Source organism: Ralstonia sp. 22111 (assembly GCF_052045895.1).
GTDB classification, from domain to species: Bacteria; Pseudomonadota; Gammaproteobacteria; order Burkholderiales; family Burkholderiaceae; genus Ralstonia; species Ralstonia wenshanensis.
Genome location: NZ_JBQEPR010000001.1, coordinates 529,419 through 547,932, shown reverse-complemented (window position 1 = coordinate 547,932; position 18,514 = coordinate 529,419). Strand labels below are relative to the sequence as shown.

18 protein-coding genes are annotated in these 18,514 nt (G+C 64.0%); 10 read left to right on the top strand and 8 right to left on the bottom strand.

Annotated features, from left to right (window positions below; translation table 11 throughout):
• Positions 1–2 precede the first annotated feature (2 nt).
• Both ACTJK4_RS02555 and ACTJK4_RS02550 read right to left on the bottom strand, forming a co-directional pair.
• Positions 3–2,021: a sensor histidine kinase gene (locus tag ACTJK4_RS02555; protein ID WP_433866168.1), complete on the bottom strand. Its 2,019-nt coding sequence runs from the start codon at positions 2,019–2,021 to the stop codon at positions 3–5.
• A 101-nt stretch (positions 2,022–2,122) separates the two neighbouring features.
• Positions 2,123–3,412 carry a dicarboxylate/amino acid:cation symporter gene (locus ACTJK4_RS02550; protein ID WP_232041797.1) on the bottom strand — a complete coding sequence of 430 codons (1,290 nt, stop codon included), beginning with the start codon at positions 3,410–3,412 and terminating at the stop codon, positions 2,123–2,125.
• A gap of 451 nt (positions 3,413–3,863) precedes the next feature.
• On the opposite strand from ACTJK4_RS02550, the gene ACTJK4_RS02545 reads away from it, so the two are divergent.
• From ACTJK4_RS02545 to ACTJK4_RS02530, 4 genes are all read left to right on the top strand, one after another.
• Positions 3,864–4,193, top strand: a complete 330-nt coding sequence (locus ACTJK4_RS02545; protein WP_045202559.1) for a (2Fe-2S) ferredoxin domain-containing protein — start codon at positions 3,864–3,866, stop codon at positions 4,191–4,193.
• Positions 4,194–4,227: 34 nt separating this feature from the next.
• Complete coding sequence (locus ACTJK4_RS02540) at positions 4,228–4,875, top strand: alpha/beta hydrolase (RefSeq protein WP_232041796.1); 648 nt, start codon at positions 4,228–4,230, stop codon at positions 4,873–4,875.
• 92 nt (positions 4,876–4,967) lie between these two features.
• The gene (locus ACTJK4_RS02535) at positions 4,968–6,170 is read left to right on the top strand and encodes a D-alanyl-D-alanine carboxypeptidase family protein (protein ID WP_232041795.1); all 1,203 of its coding nucleotides are present in this window, start codon (positions 4,968–4,970) and stop codon (positions 6,168–6,170) included.
• 20 nt (positions 6,171–6,190) lie between these two features.
• The gene (locus ACTJK4_RS02530; RefSeq protein ID WP_232041794.1) at positions 6,191–6,490 is read left to right on the top strand and encodes a DUF493 family protein; all 300 of its coding nucleotides are present in this window, start codon (positions 6,191–6,193) and stop codon (positions 6,488–6,490) included.
• A 90-nt stretch (positions 6,491–6,580) separates the two neighbouring features.
• Here the strand turns inward: ACTJK4_RS02530 and ACTJK4_RS02525 are convergent, their stop codons facing one another.
• Positions 6,581–7,543 (bottom strand): transcriptional regulator GcvA, encoded by a 963-nt coding sequence (locus tag ACTJK4_RS02525; protein ID WP_232041793.1) that lies wholly within the window; start codon positions 7,541–7,543, stop codon positions 6,581–6,583.
• Between the two features lie 150 nt (positions 7,544–7,693).
• Here ACTJK4_RS02525 and ACTJK4_RS02520 point away from each other — a divergent pair, with 150 nt between their 5' ends.
• The 3 genes from ACTJK4_RS02520 to lipA all read left to right on the top strand — a co-directional run bounded on the left by ACTJK4_RS02520 (position 7,694) and on the right by lipA (position 9,949).
• A complete protein-coding gene (locus ACTJK4_RS02520) occupies positions 7,694–8,053 on the top strand; it encodes a DUF2917 domain-containing protein (RefSeq protein WP_440815822.1) in 360 nt (119 codons plus the stop codon).
• A 162-nt stretch (positions 8,054–8,215) separates the two neighbouring features.
• Positions 8,216–8,905, top strand: coding sequence for a lipoyl(octanoyl) transferase LipB (gene lipB / locus ACTJK4_RS02515; protein WP_440815819.1), 690 nt, complete (start codon positions 8,216–8,218; stop codon positions 8,903–8,905).
• A gap of 42 nt (positions 8,906–8,947) precedes the next feature.
• Positions 8,948–9,949, top strand: coding sequence for a lipoyl synthase (lipA, locus tag ACTJK4_RS02510; protein ID WP_004633801.1), 1,002 nt, complete (start codon positions 8,948–8,950; stop codon positions 9,947–9,949).
• 75 nt (positions 9,950–10,024) lie between these two features.
• On the opposite strand, the gene ACTJK4_RS02505 is transcribed toward lipA, so the two are convergent.
• The 5 genes from ACTJK4_RS02505 to ACTJK4_RS02485 form a co-directional block, all read right to left on the bottom strand.
• Entirely contained in the window at positions 10,025–10,486 is a 462-nt protein-coding gene (locus ACTJK4_RS02505) for a hypothetical protein (protein ID WP_232041790.1), read from the bottom strand.
• Between the two features lie 245 nt (positions 10,487–10,731).
• On the bottom strand, positions 10,732–11,034 hold the full coding sequence (locus ACTJK4_RS02500; protein WP_232041789.1) for a CBU_0592 family membrane protein: 303 nt from the start codon (positions 11,032–11,034) through the stop codon (positions 10,732–10,734).
• Between the two features lie 65 nt (positions 11,035–11,099).
• Positions 11,100–11,909, bottom strand: a complete 810-nt coding sequence (locus tag ACTJK4_RS02495; protein WP_316881320.1) for a TorF family putative porin — start codon at positions 11,907–11,909, stop codon at positions 11,100–11,102.
• Positions 11,909–13,630: a choline dehydrogenase gene (gene betA, locus ACTJK4_RS02490; RefSeq protein WP_440815813.1), complete on the bottom strand. Its 1,722-nt coding sequence runs from the start codon at positions 13,628–13,630 to the stop codon at positions 11,909–11,911. Before betA ends, ACTJK4_RS02495 begins: the two co-directional genes overlap by 1 nt.
• A 17-nt stretch (positions 13,631–13,647) precedes the next feature.
• Positions 13,648–15,171 carry an aldehyde dehydrogenase family protein gene (locus ACTJK4_RS02485; protein WP_440815810.1) on the bottom strand — a complete coding sequence of 508 codons (1,524 nt, stop codon included), beginning with the start codon at positions 15,169–15,171 and terminating at the stop codon, positions 13,648–13,650.
• A 267-nt stretch (positions 15,172–15,438) separates the two neighbouring features.
• On the opposite strand from ACTJK4_RS02485, the gene ACTJK4_RS02480 reads away from it, so the two are divergent.
• The 3 genes from ACTJK4_RS02480 to ACTJK4_RS02470 all read left to right on the top strand — a co-directional run bounded on the left by ACTJK4_RS02480 (position 15,439) and on the right by ACTJK4_RS02470 (position 18,444).
• The gene (locus ACTJK4_RS02480; protein ID WP_440815807.1) at positions 15,439–16,884 is read left to right on the top strand and encodes a PAS domain-containing protein; all 1,446 of its coding nucleotides are present in this window, start codon (positions 15,439–15,441) and stop codon (positions 16,882–16,884) included.
• A gap of 190 nt (positions 16,885–17,074) precedes the next feature.
• Positions 17,075–18,145, top strand: a complete 1,071-nt coding sequence (locus ACTJK4_RS02475) for a DMT family transporter (RefSeq protein ID WP_440815804.1) — start codon at positions 17,075–17,077, stop codon at positions 18,143–18,145.
• The gene (locus ACTJK4_RS02470; protein ID WP_440815801.1) at positions 18,142–18,444 is read left to right on the top strand and encodes a hypothetical protein; all 303 of its coding nucleotides are present in this window, start codon (positions 18,142–18,144) and stop codon (positions 18,442–18,444) included. Before ACTJK4_RS02475 ends, ACTJK4_RS02470 begins: the two co-directional genes overlap by 4 nt.
• The last annotated feature ends 70 nt before the right edge of the window (positions 18,445–18,514 follow it).

Below are 18,514 nucleotides of genomic sequence, written 5' to 3'. Positions count from 1 at the left end.
GATCAGGTGGACGCCGCGGAGGAGACGTCGGCGCGTACCAGCGTCAGCGTAAACTGCGCGCCGCCGCCGGGCATGTTCGCGGCCGATAGGGAGCCGCCAAAATCGCGCGCGATGCTGGTGGAGATCGCCAGCCCAAGGCCGAGCCCCTGGCCGATCTCCTTGGTGGTGAAGAACGGCTCGAACAGGTGCGGCATGGCGTCGGGCGGAATGCCAGGGCCGTTGTCGCGCACGGCGATGGTCAGTTGGTTCGACTGCGACGCCGCGCCCTCGGCGAGGCCGATGTTGATGTCGATGCGTCCGGCGCGCGCGGGTTCATTGGCGTTGATCGCATCGAGCGCGTTGCCAATCAGGTTGATCAGCACTTGCTCCAGCTTCAGTTCATCCGCGCGAACGACGGCATCTGCTTCGGGGATATGCCAGTGCAGTTCGAGTGCCACGTCGCCCAGGCGCGGACGCAGCAGCGCGAGCGTGTGATCGAGCGCCACGCGCACCTGCACATCCACCACCTTGCGCCGCGAGCGCCCCGCAAACAGCTTGAGCTGCGCGGTGATCTTGCCCATGCGCTCGGTCAGGTCGGCGATCGCCTGCAGGTTGTCCGTGGCGGCGCCGTGCTGGCCGCGCTCAAGCAGGATGCGCGTGTTGTCGGAGAACGTGCGCAGCGCGGCCAGCGGCTGGTTGAGTTCGTGCGTGATGCCGGCGGCCATCTGGCCCAAGGCGGCGAGCTTGCTGGCCTGCACGAGTTCGTCCTGCGTGGCGCGGAGTTCGGCCTCGGCGCGGGTGCGATCGACGATCTCGTGTTGCAGTTGTTCGTTGGTGGCCATCAGGTCGGCCGTGCGGTCTTCCACACGGCGTTCGAGCTGGTCATATGCGGCTTCGAGGAGGCGGCGGCTACGCAGCATCTCCATCATGCGCAGGCGGCGCTGGCGCCAATAGAACAGCAGCAAACACGCAAACGCAAAGGCAAACGCCGCCGCCACGGTCGCGCTACGCGCGGCGCTCATCACCGGGTCCACCGGTGTGAGGTACATCAGCGTCCAGTCGGGCTCGACCAGGTCGCGCGAAACCTGCAGATAGCGCGTGGCGTTCGTACGCCCGCCAACGCGAATCAGTTCTGCGCCTTCCGGCAAGCGTCCGGTCAATCGCAGGAAGGCCGGCGCCTCGGGTTGCAGCGGCAGTGGCGTGATCTGCTTGCGGTAATACTGGCGCGTCGCTTCCAACTGCGCCTGCAGTTTCGACGTGAGGGGTTCGACCGTGCGGTACTGCCACGCCGGCACGGAGGACAGGAAGATCACGCCGTTCTCGTCCGCCACCATCACGGGTTCCGACGCGTCGTGGCTGGCGCGGCCGAACCATTCGAGGTTGAGCTTGACGACCGTCACGCCGATCACGCGGCCGTCCTGCATGACGGGCTGCGAGATGTAATAGCCCGGCTCTTCTCGCGTGATGCCAATGCCGTAAAAGCGCCCGACGTGGCCTTCCGCCGCCTGCTGGAAATACGGCCGAAACAGATATTCAGCGCCGACGAAGCTGTCAGGCTGGTTGTAGTTGGATGCGGCCAGCGCCTTGCCGCTGGGGGAGATCACGTAGGTCGCAGTGGCGTGCGCCCGATCGTTGACTTCGCGCAGATAGCGGTTCGCGCGGTCGACATTGGCAGGCGTCGGATTGGCGAGCAGATCGTGGATGAACGGATGCAGCGCCACCAGCGCCGGCAGGTATTCGTAGCGGTCGAGCGTGCTCTTGAGGTTGGCCGCATAGCGATCGACCCGCCCACCGGCGGCCTGCTGGGCCTGCGCGAGGCCCCGGTTCCACGCCACCACAAACGTGGTCGCGCACACCACGGCCATCACCACCACGAGCCCGAGCGCCACCAGCCACCAGAAGCCGCGTCGCGAGCCGGAGGCGCTGGTGAAGGAGAAATCGGGATCGGACATCGGCTGGAGGTCGGCGGCAGAGAGTGTTGCCGTGCCTTCCAAAGCCATGCCCGAAGTCGGCATGTCGCCGAGGTGCTTCACGAGGTGCATTCCAAAAAAGAAGCGGGGCCGTCTGGAAGGACAGGCCCCGCAATCATACGCTTTGCGCTTTCAGTAGCCGGCGCCCGCAGGCGCCAGCCGGATTGGATCGCTCAAACTGCCGGGGTGGCCGGCACGCGCTCATCGCTACGGTCGCCCGACAGCACGCGAGCCAGCTTGGCGCGATCCAGTTCACGTTCCCAGGCCGAGATCACCACGCAGGCCACGCCGTTGCCGGTGATGTTGGTCAGGGCACGGCATTCGCTCATGAAGCGGTCGATACCGAGAATCAGCACCATGCCCGCCACCGGAATATCCGGCACCACGGCCAGCGTTGCGGCCAGCGTGATGAAGCCGGCGCCGGTGATGCCCGAAGCGCCCTTCGAGGTCAGCATGGCAACGGCCAGGATGGTCAGTTGCTGCGTCCAGGTCAGCTCGATGTTCAGCGCCTGCGAGATGAAGATCACCGCCATCGTCATGTAGATGTTGGTGCCGTCCAGGTTGAACGAGTAACCGGTCGGAACCACGAGGCCCACCACCGACTTCGAGCAGCCCAGCTTCTCCATCTTCTCCATCAGGTGCGGCAGCGCCGATTCCGACGAGCTGGTACCCAGCACGATCAGCAGTTCTTCCTTGATGTACGACACAAAGCGGAAGATGTTGAAGCCGACCAGCCGCGCAATGATGCCCAGCACCACCACCACGAAGATGATGGCCGTCAGGTAGAACGTACCGACCAGCTTCAGCAGCGGCACCAGCGAGATCACGCCGTACTTGCCGATGGTGAAGGCCATGGCGCCAAAGGCACCGAGCGGGGCCACGCGCGTGATGATGTGCACGATGCGGAAGAACACGTGCGAGATCTGATCGATGAAGTCCGTCACCACCTGGGCGCGGTCGCCGATGGCCGACAGCGCCCCGCCAAACAGCAGCGCGATCAGCAGGATCTGCAGGATGTCGCCCTTGGCAAAGGCATCGACCACCGTGCTCGGGATGATGTTGAGCAGGAAGTCGACCGTGCTGGCCGAATGCGCCTTGGCGGCGTACTGGGCAACGGCCTTGGCGTCGATGGTGTTCACATCAACGTTGAAGCCCGCGCCCGGGTTGAAGATGTGGCCAGCAGCGAGGCCAATCACCAGCGCGAAGGTCGAGACGACCTCAAAGTAGATCAGCGCCTTGCCGCCAACGCGGCCCACCTTCTTCATGTCACGCATGCCGGCAATGCCGGAGACGACCGTACAGAAGATGATCGGCCCGATCACCATCTTGATCAGTTGGATGAAGCCATCGCCCAGCGGCTTCATCTTGACGGCAAGTGCGGGCGAAAAATGGCCTAGCAGAACGCCGATGACGATAGCCGCCAGCACCTGTACGTACAGGATTTTATAGAACGGTTTTTTCATGTCTTCCTCGAGTGTCACAGACCGGCCGTGCGCTCAGTTGCTCGCCCGGTCCGACCCGCCCTGGTGTGGTCTCTCTCCTGCCTCGATACGCCGATGTTTCCGGCGCCTCCCGCAGCAGGTCGCTCTTTATTGCAAGGGCTATGCCAACGTCAATTTCAAGGGCCGGCTGCCCGCCAGCCCTTGTACCAGCTTGGTGTGACTACGATGGCACCCGCCTCAGCCGTCGTCAATCCCGGAATCCGCGCACGGAGGGCGTCCAGACATCCGGAAAACATATTGCAACGCAGCATCGCAGCGTCGCGTCGCACGCGGATCCTGGCGGAACGGTGACATCGGGGCCGTATAATGCCGGCTCGTTACGCAAATCCACATGGGTGCGCCACGCCAGGAAGCCATTTGCATCCTGCCGCGCGCACCGTCACACAGCCCTCCCAGTCTTCTCGGTCCGCCCATGAGCAGCCATTACAAGCACCACGTTTTCTTCTGCCTGAACGAACGCGAGGACGGCTCGCGCTGCTGCGCCGACTTTGGCGCCAAGGCCATGCAGGAATACGCCAAGAAGCGCTGCAAGGAACTCGGCATCAACGGCGAAGGCCGCGTGCGCATCAACAAGGCCGGCTGCCTGGACCGCTGCGAACTCGGCCCCGTCATGGTGGTCTACCCCGAGGCCGTCTGGTACACCTTCGTCGACAAGGAAGACATCGACGAGATCATCCAGAGCCATCTGGTTGAAGGCAAACCGGTCGAACGGCTGATGGTCGACCGCCCCGCCAACGCGTGAGCCCGGCTTTACTGCACCTGTTTTTCCCTTCTCCATGAACGTTCATACCGAAGAACGCCTGATTCCCGGCCCCGTCGGGCAGATCGACCTGTCGATCGACCAGCCGGACACCGCACCGCGCGGCCTGGCGCTGATCGGCCACCCGCATCCGCTGTTCGGCGGCACCAAGGACAACAAGGTCGCGCAGACCCTGGCTCGCACCTTCGTCGGCTTGGGCTATGTGACGGTGCGCCTGAACTTTCGCGGCGTGGGCAAGACCGAGGGCACGCACGACAACGGTATCGGGGAGCAGGACGACATGCTCGCCGTGCTCGACTGGATGCGTACGCAAACCGAATGGTCCGCCGACGTGGCCACGCTGCCGCTGGCGCTGGGCGGCTTCTCGTTTGGCAGCTTTGTCGTGTCGCAGGTCGCTCGCCGCCTGGCCGAAGCCGGCACGCCCGCCGAGCGCCTGGCGCTGGTCGGCACCGCCACCTCGCGCTGGGATGTCGCGCCAGTGCCGGCAGACACCATCGTCATCCACGGCGAACAGGACGACACCGTGCCGCTGATCGACGTGCTCAACTGGGCGCGACCTCAGGAACTGCCCGTGATCGTCATCCCGGGCGCCGATCATTTCTTCCACCGCAAGCTGCATTTGATCCGGCAGCTCATTACCGGCGCCTGGGCGCCAAAACCGTAACACTCACCCGTTGACTTTCCGGACGCCGCGCCTCCCCCCGTTTTTTCTGGCAGGCGGCGCCCTTGAACTCCAAGCAGACCGCAGGACCCGACATGCAGACCCGCTTCGCCCATTTCACGCCCCTCGCCCTCCATTCCGCCGCCGCAACCGCTGTGGCGGCCGCCGTGCTGGTCACCGCCCTGCCCGCCATGGCGCAGCCGGTGCCGGCCCCGCAAGTGGCGGCCCGCTCGTGGATGCTGACCGACGTGACCAGCGGCCAGGTGCTCGGCGGCGCGAACATGGACGAACGCATCGAGCCCGCCTCGCTCACCAAGCTGATGACGGCCTACCTGGTCTTCGAAGCCGTGCGCGACGGCAAGCTGAAATACGACCAGATGATCACGCCCACCGAGACCGTGCGCACCGTCAAGACCGACGAATCACGCATGTTCCTGCAGGCCGGCAAACCCGTCTCTGTGCGTGAGCTGACGCAAGGTCTGATCATCCAGTCGGGCAACGATGCGGCCCTGGTGCTGGCCGAGGCCGTGGGCGGCACCGAGACCAACTTCGTGATGCTGATGAATCGCGAAGCCGAGCGCCTCGGCATGAAGAACACGCATTTCGCGAACGCCGCGGGCCTGCCCGATCCGAATCACTACTCCACCGCACGTGATCTTTCGATCCTGACATCGGCGCTGATCAAGGATTTCCCGCAGGACTACAAGTTCTACTCGCAGAAGGATTTCACCTATAACAACATCAAGCAGTCCAACCGCAACCGCCTGCTGTGGCTTGATCCGACCGTCGACGGCGGCAAGACGGGCCACACCAAATCGGCCGGCTACTGCCTCGTCACCTCGGCCAACCGTCCGCTGCCGGACGTGCCGGGCGCGAACCGTCGTCTGCTGTCCGTCATCGTCGGCACCAAGAGCGACGCGATCCGCACACAGGAGAGCCTGAAGGTCCTGAACTACGGCTATCAGTTCTTCGACACCGTGCGCCTGTACAAGGCCAAGGAAGCGCTGCAGACGCCGGACGTGTACAAGGGCCAGGCCAAGAGCGTGAAGCTGGGTGTGTCGGAGGACAAGTGGATCACCGTGCCCAAGGGCGCAGGCGCGCGCCTGAAGCCGGTGCTCGAGCGCAAGGACCCTCTGATCGCCCCGATCGCCCAGGGCCAGCAACTGGGCACGGTCAAGGTGATGGACGGCTCGACCGTGGTGTCGGAGTTCCCGGTCGTGGCACTGGAAGCGGTGCCGGAAGCAGGCTTCGTCGGCCGTACGATCGACGCGGTCAAGCTGTGGTTTAAAAAGAAGTAATCGTCCCCACTTACTTCGACATGACCTCCTCTCACACTCCCCCGCCGGGCCACATTCCGCCCGAACAGTCGCTCATCGAGTACCCGAGCGATTTCCCCATCAAGGTGATGGGGCCGATGCATGAGGACTTTGCCGCGACCATCGTCGAGGTCGTCCGCCTGCACGATCCGGAGTTTCACGAAGGGCGCCTGGAAAAACGCCCGTCTTCGAGCGGCAACTACCTGGGGCTGACGGTGATCGTGCGTGCGACGAGCCGCGAACAGCTCGACGCGCTGTACCAGGCGCTGACAAGCCATCCGATGGTGAAAATCGTGCTGTAACGCACCTCTGCGCCACCCGGCAGAATGCAAAACGCCCCGGTCATGCCGGGGCGTTTTGCTGTGTCAGCGCGTTTTTTGGACGCCCGGGCCTCAGCCCTTGGGCACGTGCCCCAGGCAGACCGCGTTGTCGTTCATCAGCCCCGCCAGCTTGAGCTTGAACGCAGCAATCTCCGGCAGCAGCCACGTGCGGAACGCCTGCATCTTGGGCGTCTGCAGCGCGCTGTGCGGGCACACGAAGTAGTAGTTCCACGGACACGGGATCGTCGTCTCGAACAGGCGCACCACACGGCCGGTCAGCAGGTCATTGAAGGCCAGCGTCGGGCGGATCAGCGCAATCCCCTGCCCCGCTGCCGCGGCCTGCAGCAGTAATGACGAATCCTGGAACATCAACCCGCCACGCGGCTCCACAAAGCCCTCCACGCCGGCCGCATCGAACCACGGTTTCCATGCCTCGCCTTCGCTGCGCAGCAGGGTCATGCTCGCCATCTCGGCCAGCGTGCGTGGCAGACGACCACCGTTGAACGCAGGGCTGCAGATCGGGAAGAACACATCGTCGAGCAGCTTTTCCACGTACAGGCCCGGATAGTTGCCCGAACCCATGCGCAACGCCACGTCCACCTCTTCGCGCGCGAAGTCGACCAGCGCGGGGCTGGAGAACAGCTCCACCTCCAACTCGGGATGGCGCTCAATGAAGGTGCCGATATGCGGCGTCAGCCAGCGCGCTGCAAACGACGGCATCGTGCTGATGGCCAGGCGGTTGTCGCGGTTGCCGGCGCGCAATTGGTGCGTGGCCTGGGCGATCTGGTCGAGCGCCTCGCGCACCCGGTCGGCATAGGCGCGGCCCGCATGCGTGAGCATGACGCGCTTGCCGCGCCGCTCGAACAGCGGCACGCCCAACTCGTCTTCCAGGGTGCGCATCTGATGGCTGACGGCACCGTGCGTAACGAACAACTCCGTTGCCGCACGCGAAAAACTCTCATAGCGGGCCGCCGCCTCGAACACCCGGAGCGCGCCAAGTGACGGCAAGCGCATCGGTTCGCGGATTTCGGTCATCTTTCCCTCCGGATTTTCGTAGCGCTGCAGGGTTTTTATGTGAGCTGCACTATCAAGAAACGCAATATATATCGTTTGGTACAAGGCAACCAAGCGCCTAGACTTCCTTCAACGGCAAGGCCCCATCGCACTGCCGTGAAGGAGCCGATCATGAAAGCTGTACTAACAAAAATTGTATTCACTCTGCAGCCCGGCGAAGTGGTGGCATTGCGCATGCCGGCCAACCAGAATCTGCGCGTCGAAGAAGCCTACGGGCGCGACGTATGGGTCACACATGAGAACAAAGCCGGCGACGAATGGCTGCACGCAGGCGGCAGCGTTGCCGTGAAGCGCGGTGAAGAAATCGTCGTCTCGGTAGACCCGAAAGCCCTCGGCCCCGTGGCACTGGCAGTCGAAGCGACTGATGGCCACATGCCGCGCCAGCCATGGCACGTCACGAATGGGTGGCGCCACACGCTCGCCGCGCTGGGCTGGAACGAGCACGCCGAGGCGCCCGTCGTGGCCGCCTGAGCCGGCAATCTGTTTTGAGTCTCCTTTTGCGGCAGATACCGCAAAAGCCGGTGCCGGCGCCGATGCCTCCCATCGCGTCGGCATCTTTTTTGGCTCAACCCTGCAGGCGAAGCGGACAAAGGCGCAGGGCGCCCGAACCTGCCCTGCGCTACACTCGCGGGCATGATTCCGATTGACATCGTCAAGCGCGGCTTGCAGGACTACGCCGCCTGCTTCGACGAAATGCAGACATTCACCGCGCAGCGGGGCCCCGATACGCCCGACACGATCTGGCTGGTTGAACACCCGCCGGTGTTCACGCTCGGCCTGGCCGGCGATCCGGCGCATCTGTTGGCTCCCGGCAACATCCCGCTGGTGAAAGTTGATCGTGGCGGCCAGATCACTTACCACGGCCCGGGCCAAGTCGTCGCTTACCTTTTGCTGGATCTGCGCCGCCGCGGGCTGTTCGTGAAGGCGCTGGTTGATGCCATTGAGGCGGCCGTTATCGAGACGCTCGCCACGTATAATGTCGCCTCCGAACGCAAGGCTGGCGCCCCCGGCATCTACCTGTCGGGCGGGCCGCATGCTGGCGCCAAGATCGCCGCGCTGGGCCTGAAGATCCGCAACGGCTGCAGCTACCACGGCGTGAGCCTGAACCTGGCGATGGACCTGTCGCCCTTCACGCAGATCAACCCGTGCGGCTATGCCGGCCTGGAAACCGTCGATATGGTGACCGCCGGCGCCCGCGATGCGTCCGGACGCGCCGTCGATGCGAACGACTGGCAAACCGTTTCCCGCGACCTGGCCAATGCGCTGGTCGCCCAATTGCAGCAACGCGCGCAAGCGCACCCCGCCGAGGCCGCTACCGCTTAGCGCCCGGAAATGCACGAGCCGCAAGCCCGTGCGGAGAACACGATGACCGATTCCGCCGCCGGCGCCACTGAAGTCGCCACCCCTGCCACCCCGTCGAACAAGCCGTACGACGCGACGGCCAAGCAGAAGTCGCTCGACAAGACCGCACGCATTCCCATCAAGATCGTGCCAGCTGAGAAGCTCAAGAAGCCGGATTGGATTCGCGTGCGCGCCGCCACCGGCAACTCGCGCTTCTACGAAATCAAGGACATCCTGCGCGCCAACAACCTCGTGACGGTGTGCGAAGAGGCGAGTTGCCCGAACATCGGCGAGTGCTTCGGCAAGGGCACGGCCACGTTCATGATCATGGGCGACAAGTGCACGCGCCGCTGCCCGTTCTGCGACGTCGGACACGGCCGCCCGGACCCGCTCGACGTGAACGAGCCGGAAAACCTGGCCAAGACGATCGCCGAGCTCAAGCTCAACTACGTCGTCATCACCAGCGTCGACCGCGACGACCTGCGTGACGGCGGTGCCCAGCATTACGTCGACTGCATCTCGCGCACGCGCGCCCTGTCGCCGGCCACGCGCATCGAAGTGCTGGTGCCGGACTTCCGCGGCCGCCTGGAGAAGGCGCTGGACATCCTCCAGGAATGCCCGCCCGACGTGATGAACCACAACCTCGAAACGGTGCCCCGCCTGTACAAGCAGGCGCGCCCGGGGGCGGACTACGCGCACTCGCTCAAGCTGCTGAAGGACTTCAAGGCCCGCAACCCGAACGTGCCGACCAAGTCCGGCCTGATGGTCGGCCTGGGCGAGACCGATGAAGAAATCCTCGAAGTCATGCGCGACATGCGCGAGCACGACATCGATATGCTGACCATCGGCCAGTATCTGGCGCCGTCGGGCCACCATTTGCCGGTGCTGCGCTACGTGCACCCGGACACCTTCAAGATGTTCGAAGAGAAGGCGTACGAGATGGGCTTCACGCACGCTGCGGTTGGTGCAATGGTGCGCAGTTCATACCACGCGGATCAGCAGGCACACGAAGCCGGCGTGGTCTGATCAAGCCGGAACGCTGCAGAAACAAAAAGGGCCTTGGGGTAAAACCCAAGGCCCTTTTGCTTTGGTGCGGCTCGATCAGGCTTGCGAAGCGGCGTCCTTCGGATACGAGGCATCGCCGTTCCACGACAGATAGCCGTAGGTGTCGGCCTGACGATCGGCGCCCTGCGTGTAGACGTCGTACTTGGCGGCAGCGCCGTCGGTGTACGGATCGGCCTTGGCGATTGCACCATCGGTGTACGGGTCAGCCTTGCCGACGGCACCTTGGGTGTACGGGTCGAAGCGATCGTTCTTCCACGACAGGTAGCCGTAGGTATCAGCTTGGCGGTCGGCACCTTGGGTATAGACGTCGTACTTGCCGGCAGCGCCCTGTGTGTACGGATCAGCCTTGGCGACAGCACCTTGCGTGTACGGATCAGCATTGCTTTGGACAGCAGCGGCGGCCGGCTGCGCTGTCAGAAGAGCGGCGGAAGCCGAGACCGTGGCCACCAGGGCCAGCAAAGCGTTACGGGAGAAGGCGGTTGCGAGACGGGTGTTCATGATGGGCTCCTGATCTGTCTGGATATTCGGTTGCGCTCAGTTCGTTGCGCTTGTGGTCAGAATAGATCGTTGCCCTCTATGGATAAATGGTGGATCGAAGAAAAGACTGTTCTTCATAAATCAACAATTGATCAGAGCCCGCTATTAATCTAGAGACTCCTGAGTCACATTCACACCACATTCTTCTAGCTGCCATGCAAGGAAAACCGCGTACGTCGACGCGGTTTTGACTGTGAGCGGCGAACCTACTGCTGCGCTGGATGCCCCGGGCGCGGCGCGCCAGCGGGTTCCACTACCGGGCGCCCCGCCTGCTTATTGCGCCACCAACCCATCAGCGTCAATGCCAGCCAGAAAAACTGGGTGAGAAACGACGCAAGATTGAACGACCCCATCAGCGAAATCAGGATGCAAATCGGTCCAAGCAGGTTGAGGCGAACGGCAAATGCGCCGGTCGGCGGCTTATGCAGGACCTGTACGCCAAAGTGCGCAGAAACATAAGCGGCGACGCCGACCAGACCGACAACGTCGGTAAAACCCAGGGAGGCCATGGTGTGTGCTTTGAAAGCAGAGGTTGAAGAGAAAGGGTTGCAGGTAAAGCGCCGTCGCCCGCCGCTCAGTACGTCGCCGTCAGCTTGAGTGCGACCGTGCGTCGGCCGAGCGTCATGCGATCCGTGCCGTTGCGGGCTGAGAATTGATGGGCATAGGCAGGTGCGTCCGCGCCGGTCAAAGCAGCAGACAGCGTCAAGAACTTGTTGATGGGCCGCGAGAGTTCAATACGGTAGTCGGTAAAACTGAATGCGCTGTGGTTACGCACGTGTTCGTGGCCGACGTGCAGTCCGAGCGTGAAGTTGTTCGGCAAGGGCACGGCCCAGTTGGCTTCGGCGTAGGTGGAACCGCGGCTGCCGCGATCGATGCCGTCCGCCAGCGAATTGCCATCGAAGCCGAAGTAGTTCGACAGCGTCGTCCATAACTTGACCGACACGCCGCGCCAGCCCGCGCCGACCATCCATTCCGTGTAGTCGTAGCCGGTGGCGGGGCCGCCGCCAGCGGCCTTGTCGTAGCGGGCACCGGGATACCAGTAGCGGTAGAGCCCGGTGGTCAACTCCACGCCATGCGCAACGGTCGTGGCATAGCCGAGGTAGGTATCGATCTCGGCATGCGCGCCTGCGATGACGTGATCGCTAACTTGGGAACCCCACACGCCGGCGTAGAAGCCGCTCGGCGCGGTGTAATCGATGCCGGCTTGCAGGGCAGGCTTTCCCCATGTCTGGCGCAGGCCGCGCGACACATATTGCGAGACAACGGATGCATTGGCCGACCAGCGCTTGTCCTCGCCAGCCGGAACATCATCCGCCAGTGCGGGCAGCGGGGCAGCACACGCCGCCGCACCACCCAGCATCGTCACGACTTTCCGCCAGCGCATCAGGCCACCACCAGTTCACTGGCGACCAGCGGTTTGGCCGGCGCCTGCAGCGGCGATTTGCCATGCACATAGAACGCCGCATCCGATCGCGCGAGCGGCGCCACACCGCGAATCCGGTCGGCGATCTTCTCGGCGATCATGATCGTCGGCGCATTCAGGTTGCCGGTGACGATGCGCGGCATGATCGACGCATCGACCACGCGCAGTCCCTGCAAGCCATGCACGCGGCCTTCGTTGTCGACCACGGCCATCGGATCGTCCGCCGAACCCATCTTGCAGGTGCAGGACGGATGCAGCGCGGTCTCGGCGTGTTGCCGCACGAAGGCGTCGATCTCGGCGTCGGTCTGTACGCTCGGGCCTGGGCTGATTTCGCGACCGCGGTATTGGTCGAACGCGCGCTGCGCGATGATGTCGCGCGTGATCCGCACACCAGCGCGGAACTCACGCCAATCCACGTCATGCGCCATGTAGTTGAAGAGGATGCGCGGCTTGTCACGCGGGTCGCGCGAAGCGAGCTTCACGTAGCCTCTCGATGGCGAGCGCATCGAGCCCACGTGGCACTGGAACCCATGCATCTTCACCGGGTTGCTGCCGTCGTAGTTCACGGCCAGCGGCAGGAAGTGGTACTGGATGTTTGGCCATTCGAAGCTGTCGTCGCTGCGGATGAACCCGCCCGCTTCGAAGTGGTTGCTGGCGCCGGGACCAGTGCCGTGCATGTACCACTCCAGCCCGACCTTCGGCTTGTTGTACCAAAGCGTGTTTTCGTAGATGGACACCGGGCGCAAACACTCGTACTGGATGTACATCTCCAGGTGGTCCTGCAGGTTCTCGCCCACACCGGGCAGATGTGCGACCGAGTGGATACCCAGCGCACGCAGCTCGTCCGCATTGCCCACGCCTGAGCGCTGCAGCAACTGCGGCGAAGCGATGGCGCCGCTGGTGACGATTACCTCGCGGCGCGCACGCCATGTTTCGCGGTTGCCGTCCATCAGCGCCTCGACGCCCACGGCACGCGTGCCATCGAAGATCACGCGATCGGCCAGCACGCGCGGCAGCACCGTCAGCGTGGATCGCTTGCGTGCATCGTCGAGGTAGCAGAGCGATGTGCTGGCACGGCGGCCCTTGGCGGTCACGGTGCGGTCCATCGGGCCCAGGCCTTCCTGGCGATAGCCGTTCAGGTCGTCCGTGGCGGGAATGCCGGCTTGCTCACCGGCTTCGATAAAGGCGTGGAACAGCAGGCTGTTGTCCTGCTTGGGCGTGGTGACCTGCAGCGGGCCGGAATCGCCGTGCCAGTCGTTGGCGCCCTTGTCATACGTTTCCGACTTGCGGAAATACGGCAGGCAGTCGGCATACGTCCAGTCGGGCAAGTTGAAATCGCTTGCCCAGCGCTCGTAATCCATCGCGTTGCCGCGAATGAAACACATGCCATTGATGAGCGACGACCCGCCCAACCCCTTGCCGCGGCCCTGCGCCATGCGGCGGTTGTTCATGTGCGGCTCGGGCTCGGTTTCGTAGGCCCAGTTGTACGTGGTGCCTTGCAGCGGATACGCCAGCGCCGCCGGCATCTGCGTGCGGAAATCCCAGCGGTGGTCTGGGCCGCCGGCCTCGAGCAGCAGAACGGTCACGTCGGGGTCTTCGGTCAGGCGCGCAGCCAGCACACAGCCGGCAGAGCCGGCCCCCACGATGATGTAGTCGTATTCCTGTACGGTGGTTGTGGTCAAAAGATGCCCTCCCGTTCTTACGCAGCGTCCGCGCCGAACCAGCCCATCGGCTGCGGAGCGAGGTTGATGTAGCTGTGCTTGAGTTCGGTGTACTCGTCCAGGCCGCCGCGACCCAGTTCGCGGCCAATGCCGCTGGCCTTGTAACCGCCCCACGGCGCTTCAGGAAAGTACGGGTGATAGTCGTTGGCCCAAACGGTGCCGAAACGTAGTGCGCGGGTCACGCGGTTGGCGCGGTTCAGGTCGGCCGTCCACACCGCGCCGGCCAGACCGAACGGCGTGGCGTTGGCACGGCGCACGGCTTCTTCTTCGGTGGAAAAACGTTCGACGGTCAGCGCCGGGCCGAAGATTTCTTCGGTGGCGATCTTCATGTCGTCGCGCACGTTGGCGAGCACGGTCGGCTCCAGCCAGAAGCCGCGCTCGAATGCTTCGCCTTCCGGCGCCTTGCCGCCACAGCGCAGCACGGCACCTTCCTGCACGCCGGCCTGGATCATGTTGATGATCTTCTGGCGCTGGAATGCGGATTGCACCGGGCCCATCTCCGTGCCATTAGCGAAGCCATTGCCCACGCGGATGCGTTTAACGCGCTCGACCAGCGCATCGACAAAGCGGTCGTGGATACCGTCTTGCAGCATCAGGCGCGATCCGGCCGAGCACACCTGGCCCGCGTGGAAGAACGCCGCGTTGACCGCGTAGTCGACAGCGGTATCGAAATCCGCGTCGTCGAAGATGATGTTCGGGTTCTTGCCGCCCAGCTCCAAGGCAATCTTCTTGAAGTTGCCGACGGCCGCGTTCATGACCGCCGCACCGGCAACCGCTCCGCCCGTGAACGAAACGAGATCCACGTCCAGGTTGCGCGACAGCTCGGCCCCGGCCTCGCCCGCACCGGTGACAAGATTGAACACGCCCGCCGGCACGCCGACTTCAATCAGCAGCTCGGTAAAGCGGTGCGTGGTGAGCGGCGTCAGGTTGCTCGGCTTGACGACGACGGTGTTGCCCGCGCCCAGCGCCGGTGCGATCTTCCAGGCGGCCTGCAGCAGCGGGTAGTTCCACGGCGTGATGAGGCCGCACACGCCCACCGGCTCGCGCAGCGTGCGGCTGATGACGGTGCCCGGTGCCTCGTTGATGAGACCGGACTCTGTGGCGACCAGGCCCGCGAAATAGCGGAAGGTCGCCGCAATGCCGTCCATGTCCCAGCGGCTTTCGGTGATGGTCTTGCCGGTGTTGAGCGATTCGAGCGTGGCGAGGTTCTCTGCGTCGGCGTCGATGGCGTCGGCAATGCGGTTGAGCAGGCGGGCGCGCTCACGCGTGCCGGTCTGGCGCCACGGGCCTTCGTCAAACGCGCGGCGGGCAGCGGCAATGGCACGCTGCACATCGGCCACTGAGGCATCCGCCGCCTGCGTCAGAACGCCTTCGGTGGCGGGATCAACGATATCGCGGTACACGCCGCCTTCGGGCTGGACCCACTGGCCGTCGATATAGAGATCAAGACGGGGCGCCAGCGCGGCGGAACGGAAATCGGTGGAAAGGGAAGCTTGCGTCATATCCAGTACCCATGAGGATGGTTGGCGCGCAAAGAAGTCGGCGCCTGAAATGCCGGCACCGGGCGTCCTGTCAGACGGCGATCCGATGCGGCGACCCTGAAATTCACTATTGGTGTTTTTATTTACCTTTGGAGAATTTTGGACTAGTCTAGGAAAAATTAGTTGCTTCAGGCCAATCGTTATGGCCTAACAACATCACATAGCTATAAATTTTTCCTATAGGCAGCGCGCTATACTTTCGCGAATCACTTCCAGTAAATCCGCCTCATGACCGCCGCAGCACTTCCGCCTCCAGACGGCCCGCTCGATGACGACAGCTTTGCCGGCCGCCTCAAAGGCGTGCTGACGCGCGGCCGCATCCAGCTCAAGCAAGTGGCGGCAGCGTTGGGGGTGTCGCCCTCCGCTGTCCACAAATGGACGCGCGGCGGCGAGATCGAATACGCCAACCTGCTCGCGTTGGCCCGCTTCCTGAACGTGAACTGGCTTTGGCTGCGCTACGGCGATCGCGCGCTCGCCGATCTGGAGGCCAGCCTGGCCACCGACGCCCGCGCCCGCGAGGGCCGCCAAAAGCACATCGCCGCGATCATGGAAAGCGAGGCACGCATGACCTTCGCGCAGGAGATCTCCGGCGTGGTCACGTGGGAGTGGAACCTGCTGACGGATGCGGTGGCGTATTCACCCAATGTCGCACGCCTGTTTGGTCGGCCGATCCGCACGCTGGAAGATTTTTGGCAATGCGTGCTCCCTGAAGACGTGCCCGGAGTGCAGGCTGCGGTCTCGCAGAACCTGAGTGCGGGCGGCGTCTACGAGCATGAATTTCGCATTGCGCCGGCGCCGGACGTGGTCCGCTGGATCGTTTCGCGAGCGACGCTGGTGCGCGACGCGCAGGACCGGCCAATCAAGATGATCGGCCTGAGCCTGGACACCACCGAGCGCCACACCGCCGAAGCGGCCTTGCGCGATTCGGAGGCGCTGCTGGCCAAGGCACAGCAAATCGCCCATCTCGGCAGCTGGATCTGGGAACCCGGCAGCGACGCGTGCCGTTGGACAGATGAGGCCTACCGGATCTTCGGCTGGGTCCCGCAAGCCACGCCGGTGACGATGGCGCGCTACCTGGACGCCATCGTTCCCGCAGACCGTGCCCGCGTGCAGGCCGTGCTGGACCGCGCCGTGGCCTCGCGCCAACCGTATCGCGTCGAATACACCATCACCCTGCCCGGCGGCTCGCTTCGCCATCTTCGTGAAGAAGGCGAAGCGCAGGACCCGTCGGCAGCCACGCCCACGATGATCGGTGCGGCACAGGACATTACCGCCGAGGTGGAAGCGCAAGCCGCCTTCCGCGACAGCGAGGCCAAGCTGCGGACGTTGTTCGAGCAGGCGCCGGTCGGCATCGCGCAGGTCAGCCTGGAAGGCCGCTGCCTGCGCGCCAACCCGTGGCTGTGCACGCTGCTGGGCCAGCCCGAAACGGCATTGCAGCAGCGCACGCTGCTCGACCTCACGCACCGCAACGACCTCGCCCGCCATTTGCGCCAATACGGCGAATTGCTCGCCGGTACGGTACGCACGTATGCGCTATCGCTGCAATTGGTACGTGGGGATGGCTCCGCCGTGCCGGTGCGCATCACCACGTCCTTGGCGCGCGATCCGGCTACAGACACGCCCCTGCATCTGATCACCGTGGTCGACACGGTGCCCGAGACGGGCGCGTCGTAGCCCCGGCCCCGCCCTGACGTCACAGACGTCGCCTACCCACAACCCCGGTCGCTCAGTGCGACTTTTTCCGGCATGCCTGGAGGGCCGGCATAGACTCTAGAAAACTATCAGTTCATTTATGAACCTCCAGTAACTCAAGCGTCATCCCCGCTTTTTCGGAGTTGGCGCTTACAGAACAAGGAGATCGGCTTTGGCTTCTTCCTCCGCCGCCCGCGCGGCACATCATCGACGCACGCTGCAGTGGGGCTACCGCTGGGCGCTCTGGGCCGCGGTCTTATGGGGTGCCTGGTATGTGCCCGGCACGGCTGTCTGGCATGAATCCCCGTTTGCCGGGATGGACCTTTCGGACCCGCGCGTCTTCCTGGTCTGCGCGGCTGTTATCACGGCGTTCCATAGCGTCATGGTGATGATCTTCCAGTGGGTGTGGCTCGGCTCCCTCGGCAAGCTGAGCGACTACTTCCGCACCCTCGGCCAGTTTCGCAAGATCTCGCGCTGGTACTTCATTGCGGCAGTCGTCGGCGGGCTGATGGCCAACTTCGGTTCGTATCTGGCGATGGGCTATGTCGGTGCCGTGTTCGCGGCCGTGGCCGGGCTGCTGTATCCGGTGGTGGGCGCGACGGTAGCCAAGCTTTGGTACAACGAGCGCATCAGCGCGCGGGCAGCGGTGGGCATCGCCATCATCATCCTGGGCGGCGTGGCGATTTACGGCCCGGCACTGATGGCCGAATCGCACAGCGGCAGCCATCAGTGGATCGGCTACCTGGGCGGCGCCATGGCGGCGATCGGTTGGGGCTTGGAAGGCGCGATCGTCGGCCGCGCGATGGACGTGACCGACCCCGACTGCGGCGTCTCCATCCGCTATACCGCCGAGGCCATCTACTGGGTCGTCCTCATCCTGCCGGCCATCGCGCTGTTTGCGCATGTGCCTGTGCCCGTTACGGAGATTGCCTCGGGCATTGTCCACAGCAAGGCGCTGCTGTGGCTGGTCGTGGGCGGCGTCACCTTCTCGTTCTGCGCGGTGGCCTGGTACAAGTCGTTTCCGCTGATCGGCGTGGGGCGCGGGCAGGCGCTGGGCGCGTTCTACGCAATGTTCGCCACCCTCTTCACGGCCATCTTCACGCTGCAGTTTCCGGAGTGGTATTTCCTGATCGGGCTGGCGCTGGTGATCTTTGGCGGCTTCGTGATGGTGTCGGAAAGCTCGGAAAACCTGGAAGTGATCCGCGGCGGTGTAGCACCTGCAACCACGGAGACGCACGCATGAAATTGCACATGAAGGGCTACATCCTGCAACTGCTCGCGAGTAGCGACACGCTGTGGGACAGCGAAATCGCCCATCGCACTTGCATCGAATACGGCAAGCCCGAAGACGAATACTGGACGGGCAGCATTCGCGCCATCCTCGCGGATCTCTACTCCGGCGGCCTGGTGCAAGCGGCTGAAGACACGTTGGACGAAGCCACCGGCAAGGTGCACTTCCGCTACGCCATCACCGAGTTTGGCCGTCAACGCATGACCGATACCGGCCTGCTGGACATCGAACCGAAGGAGACCACGCAATGACGCAGTATTGGGGCTATCCGTTTGCCGATGTGCTGGCGATCTCGTTGATCGTCGGGCTGAGCGCGCTGGC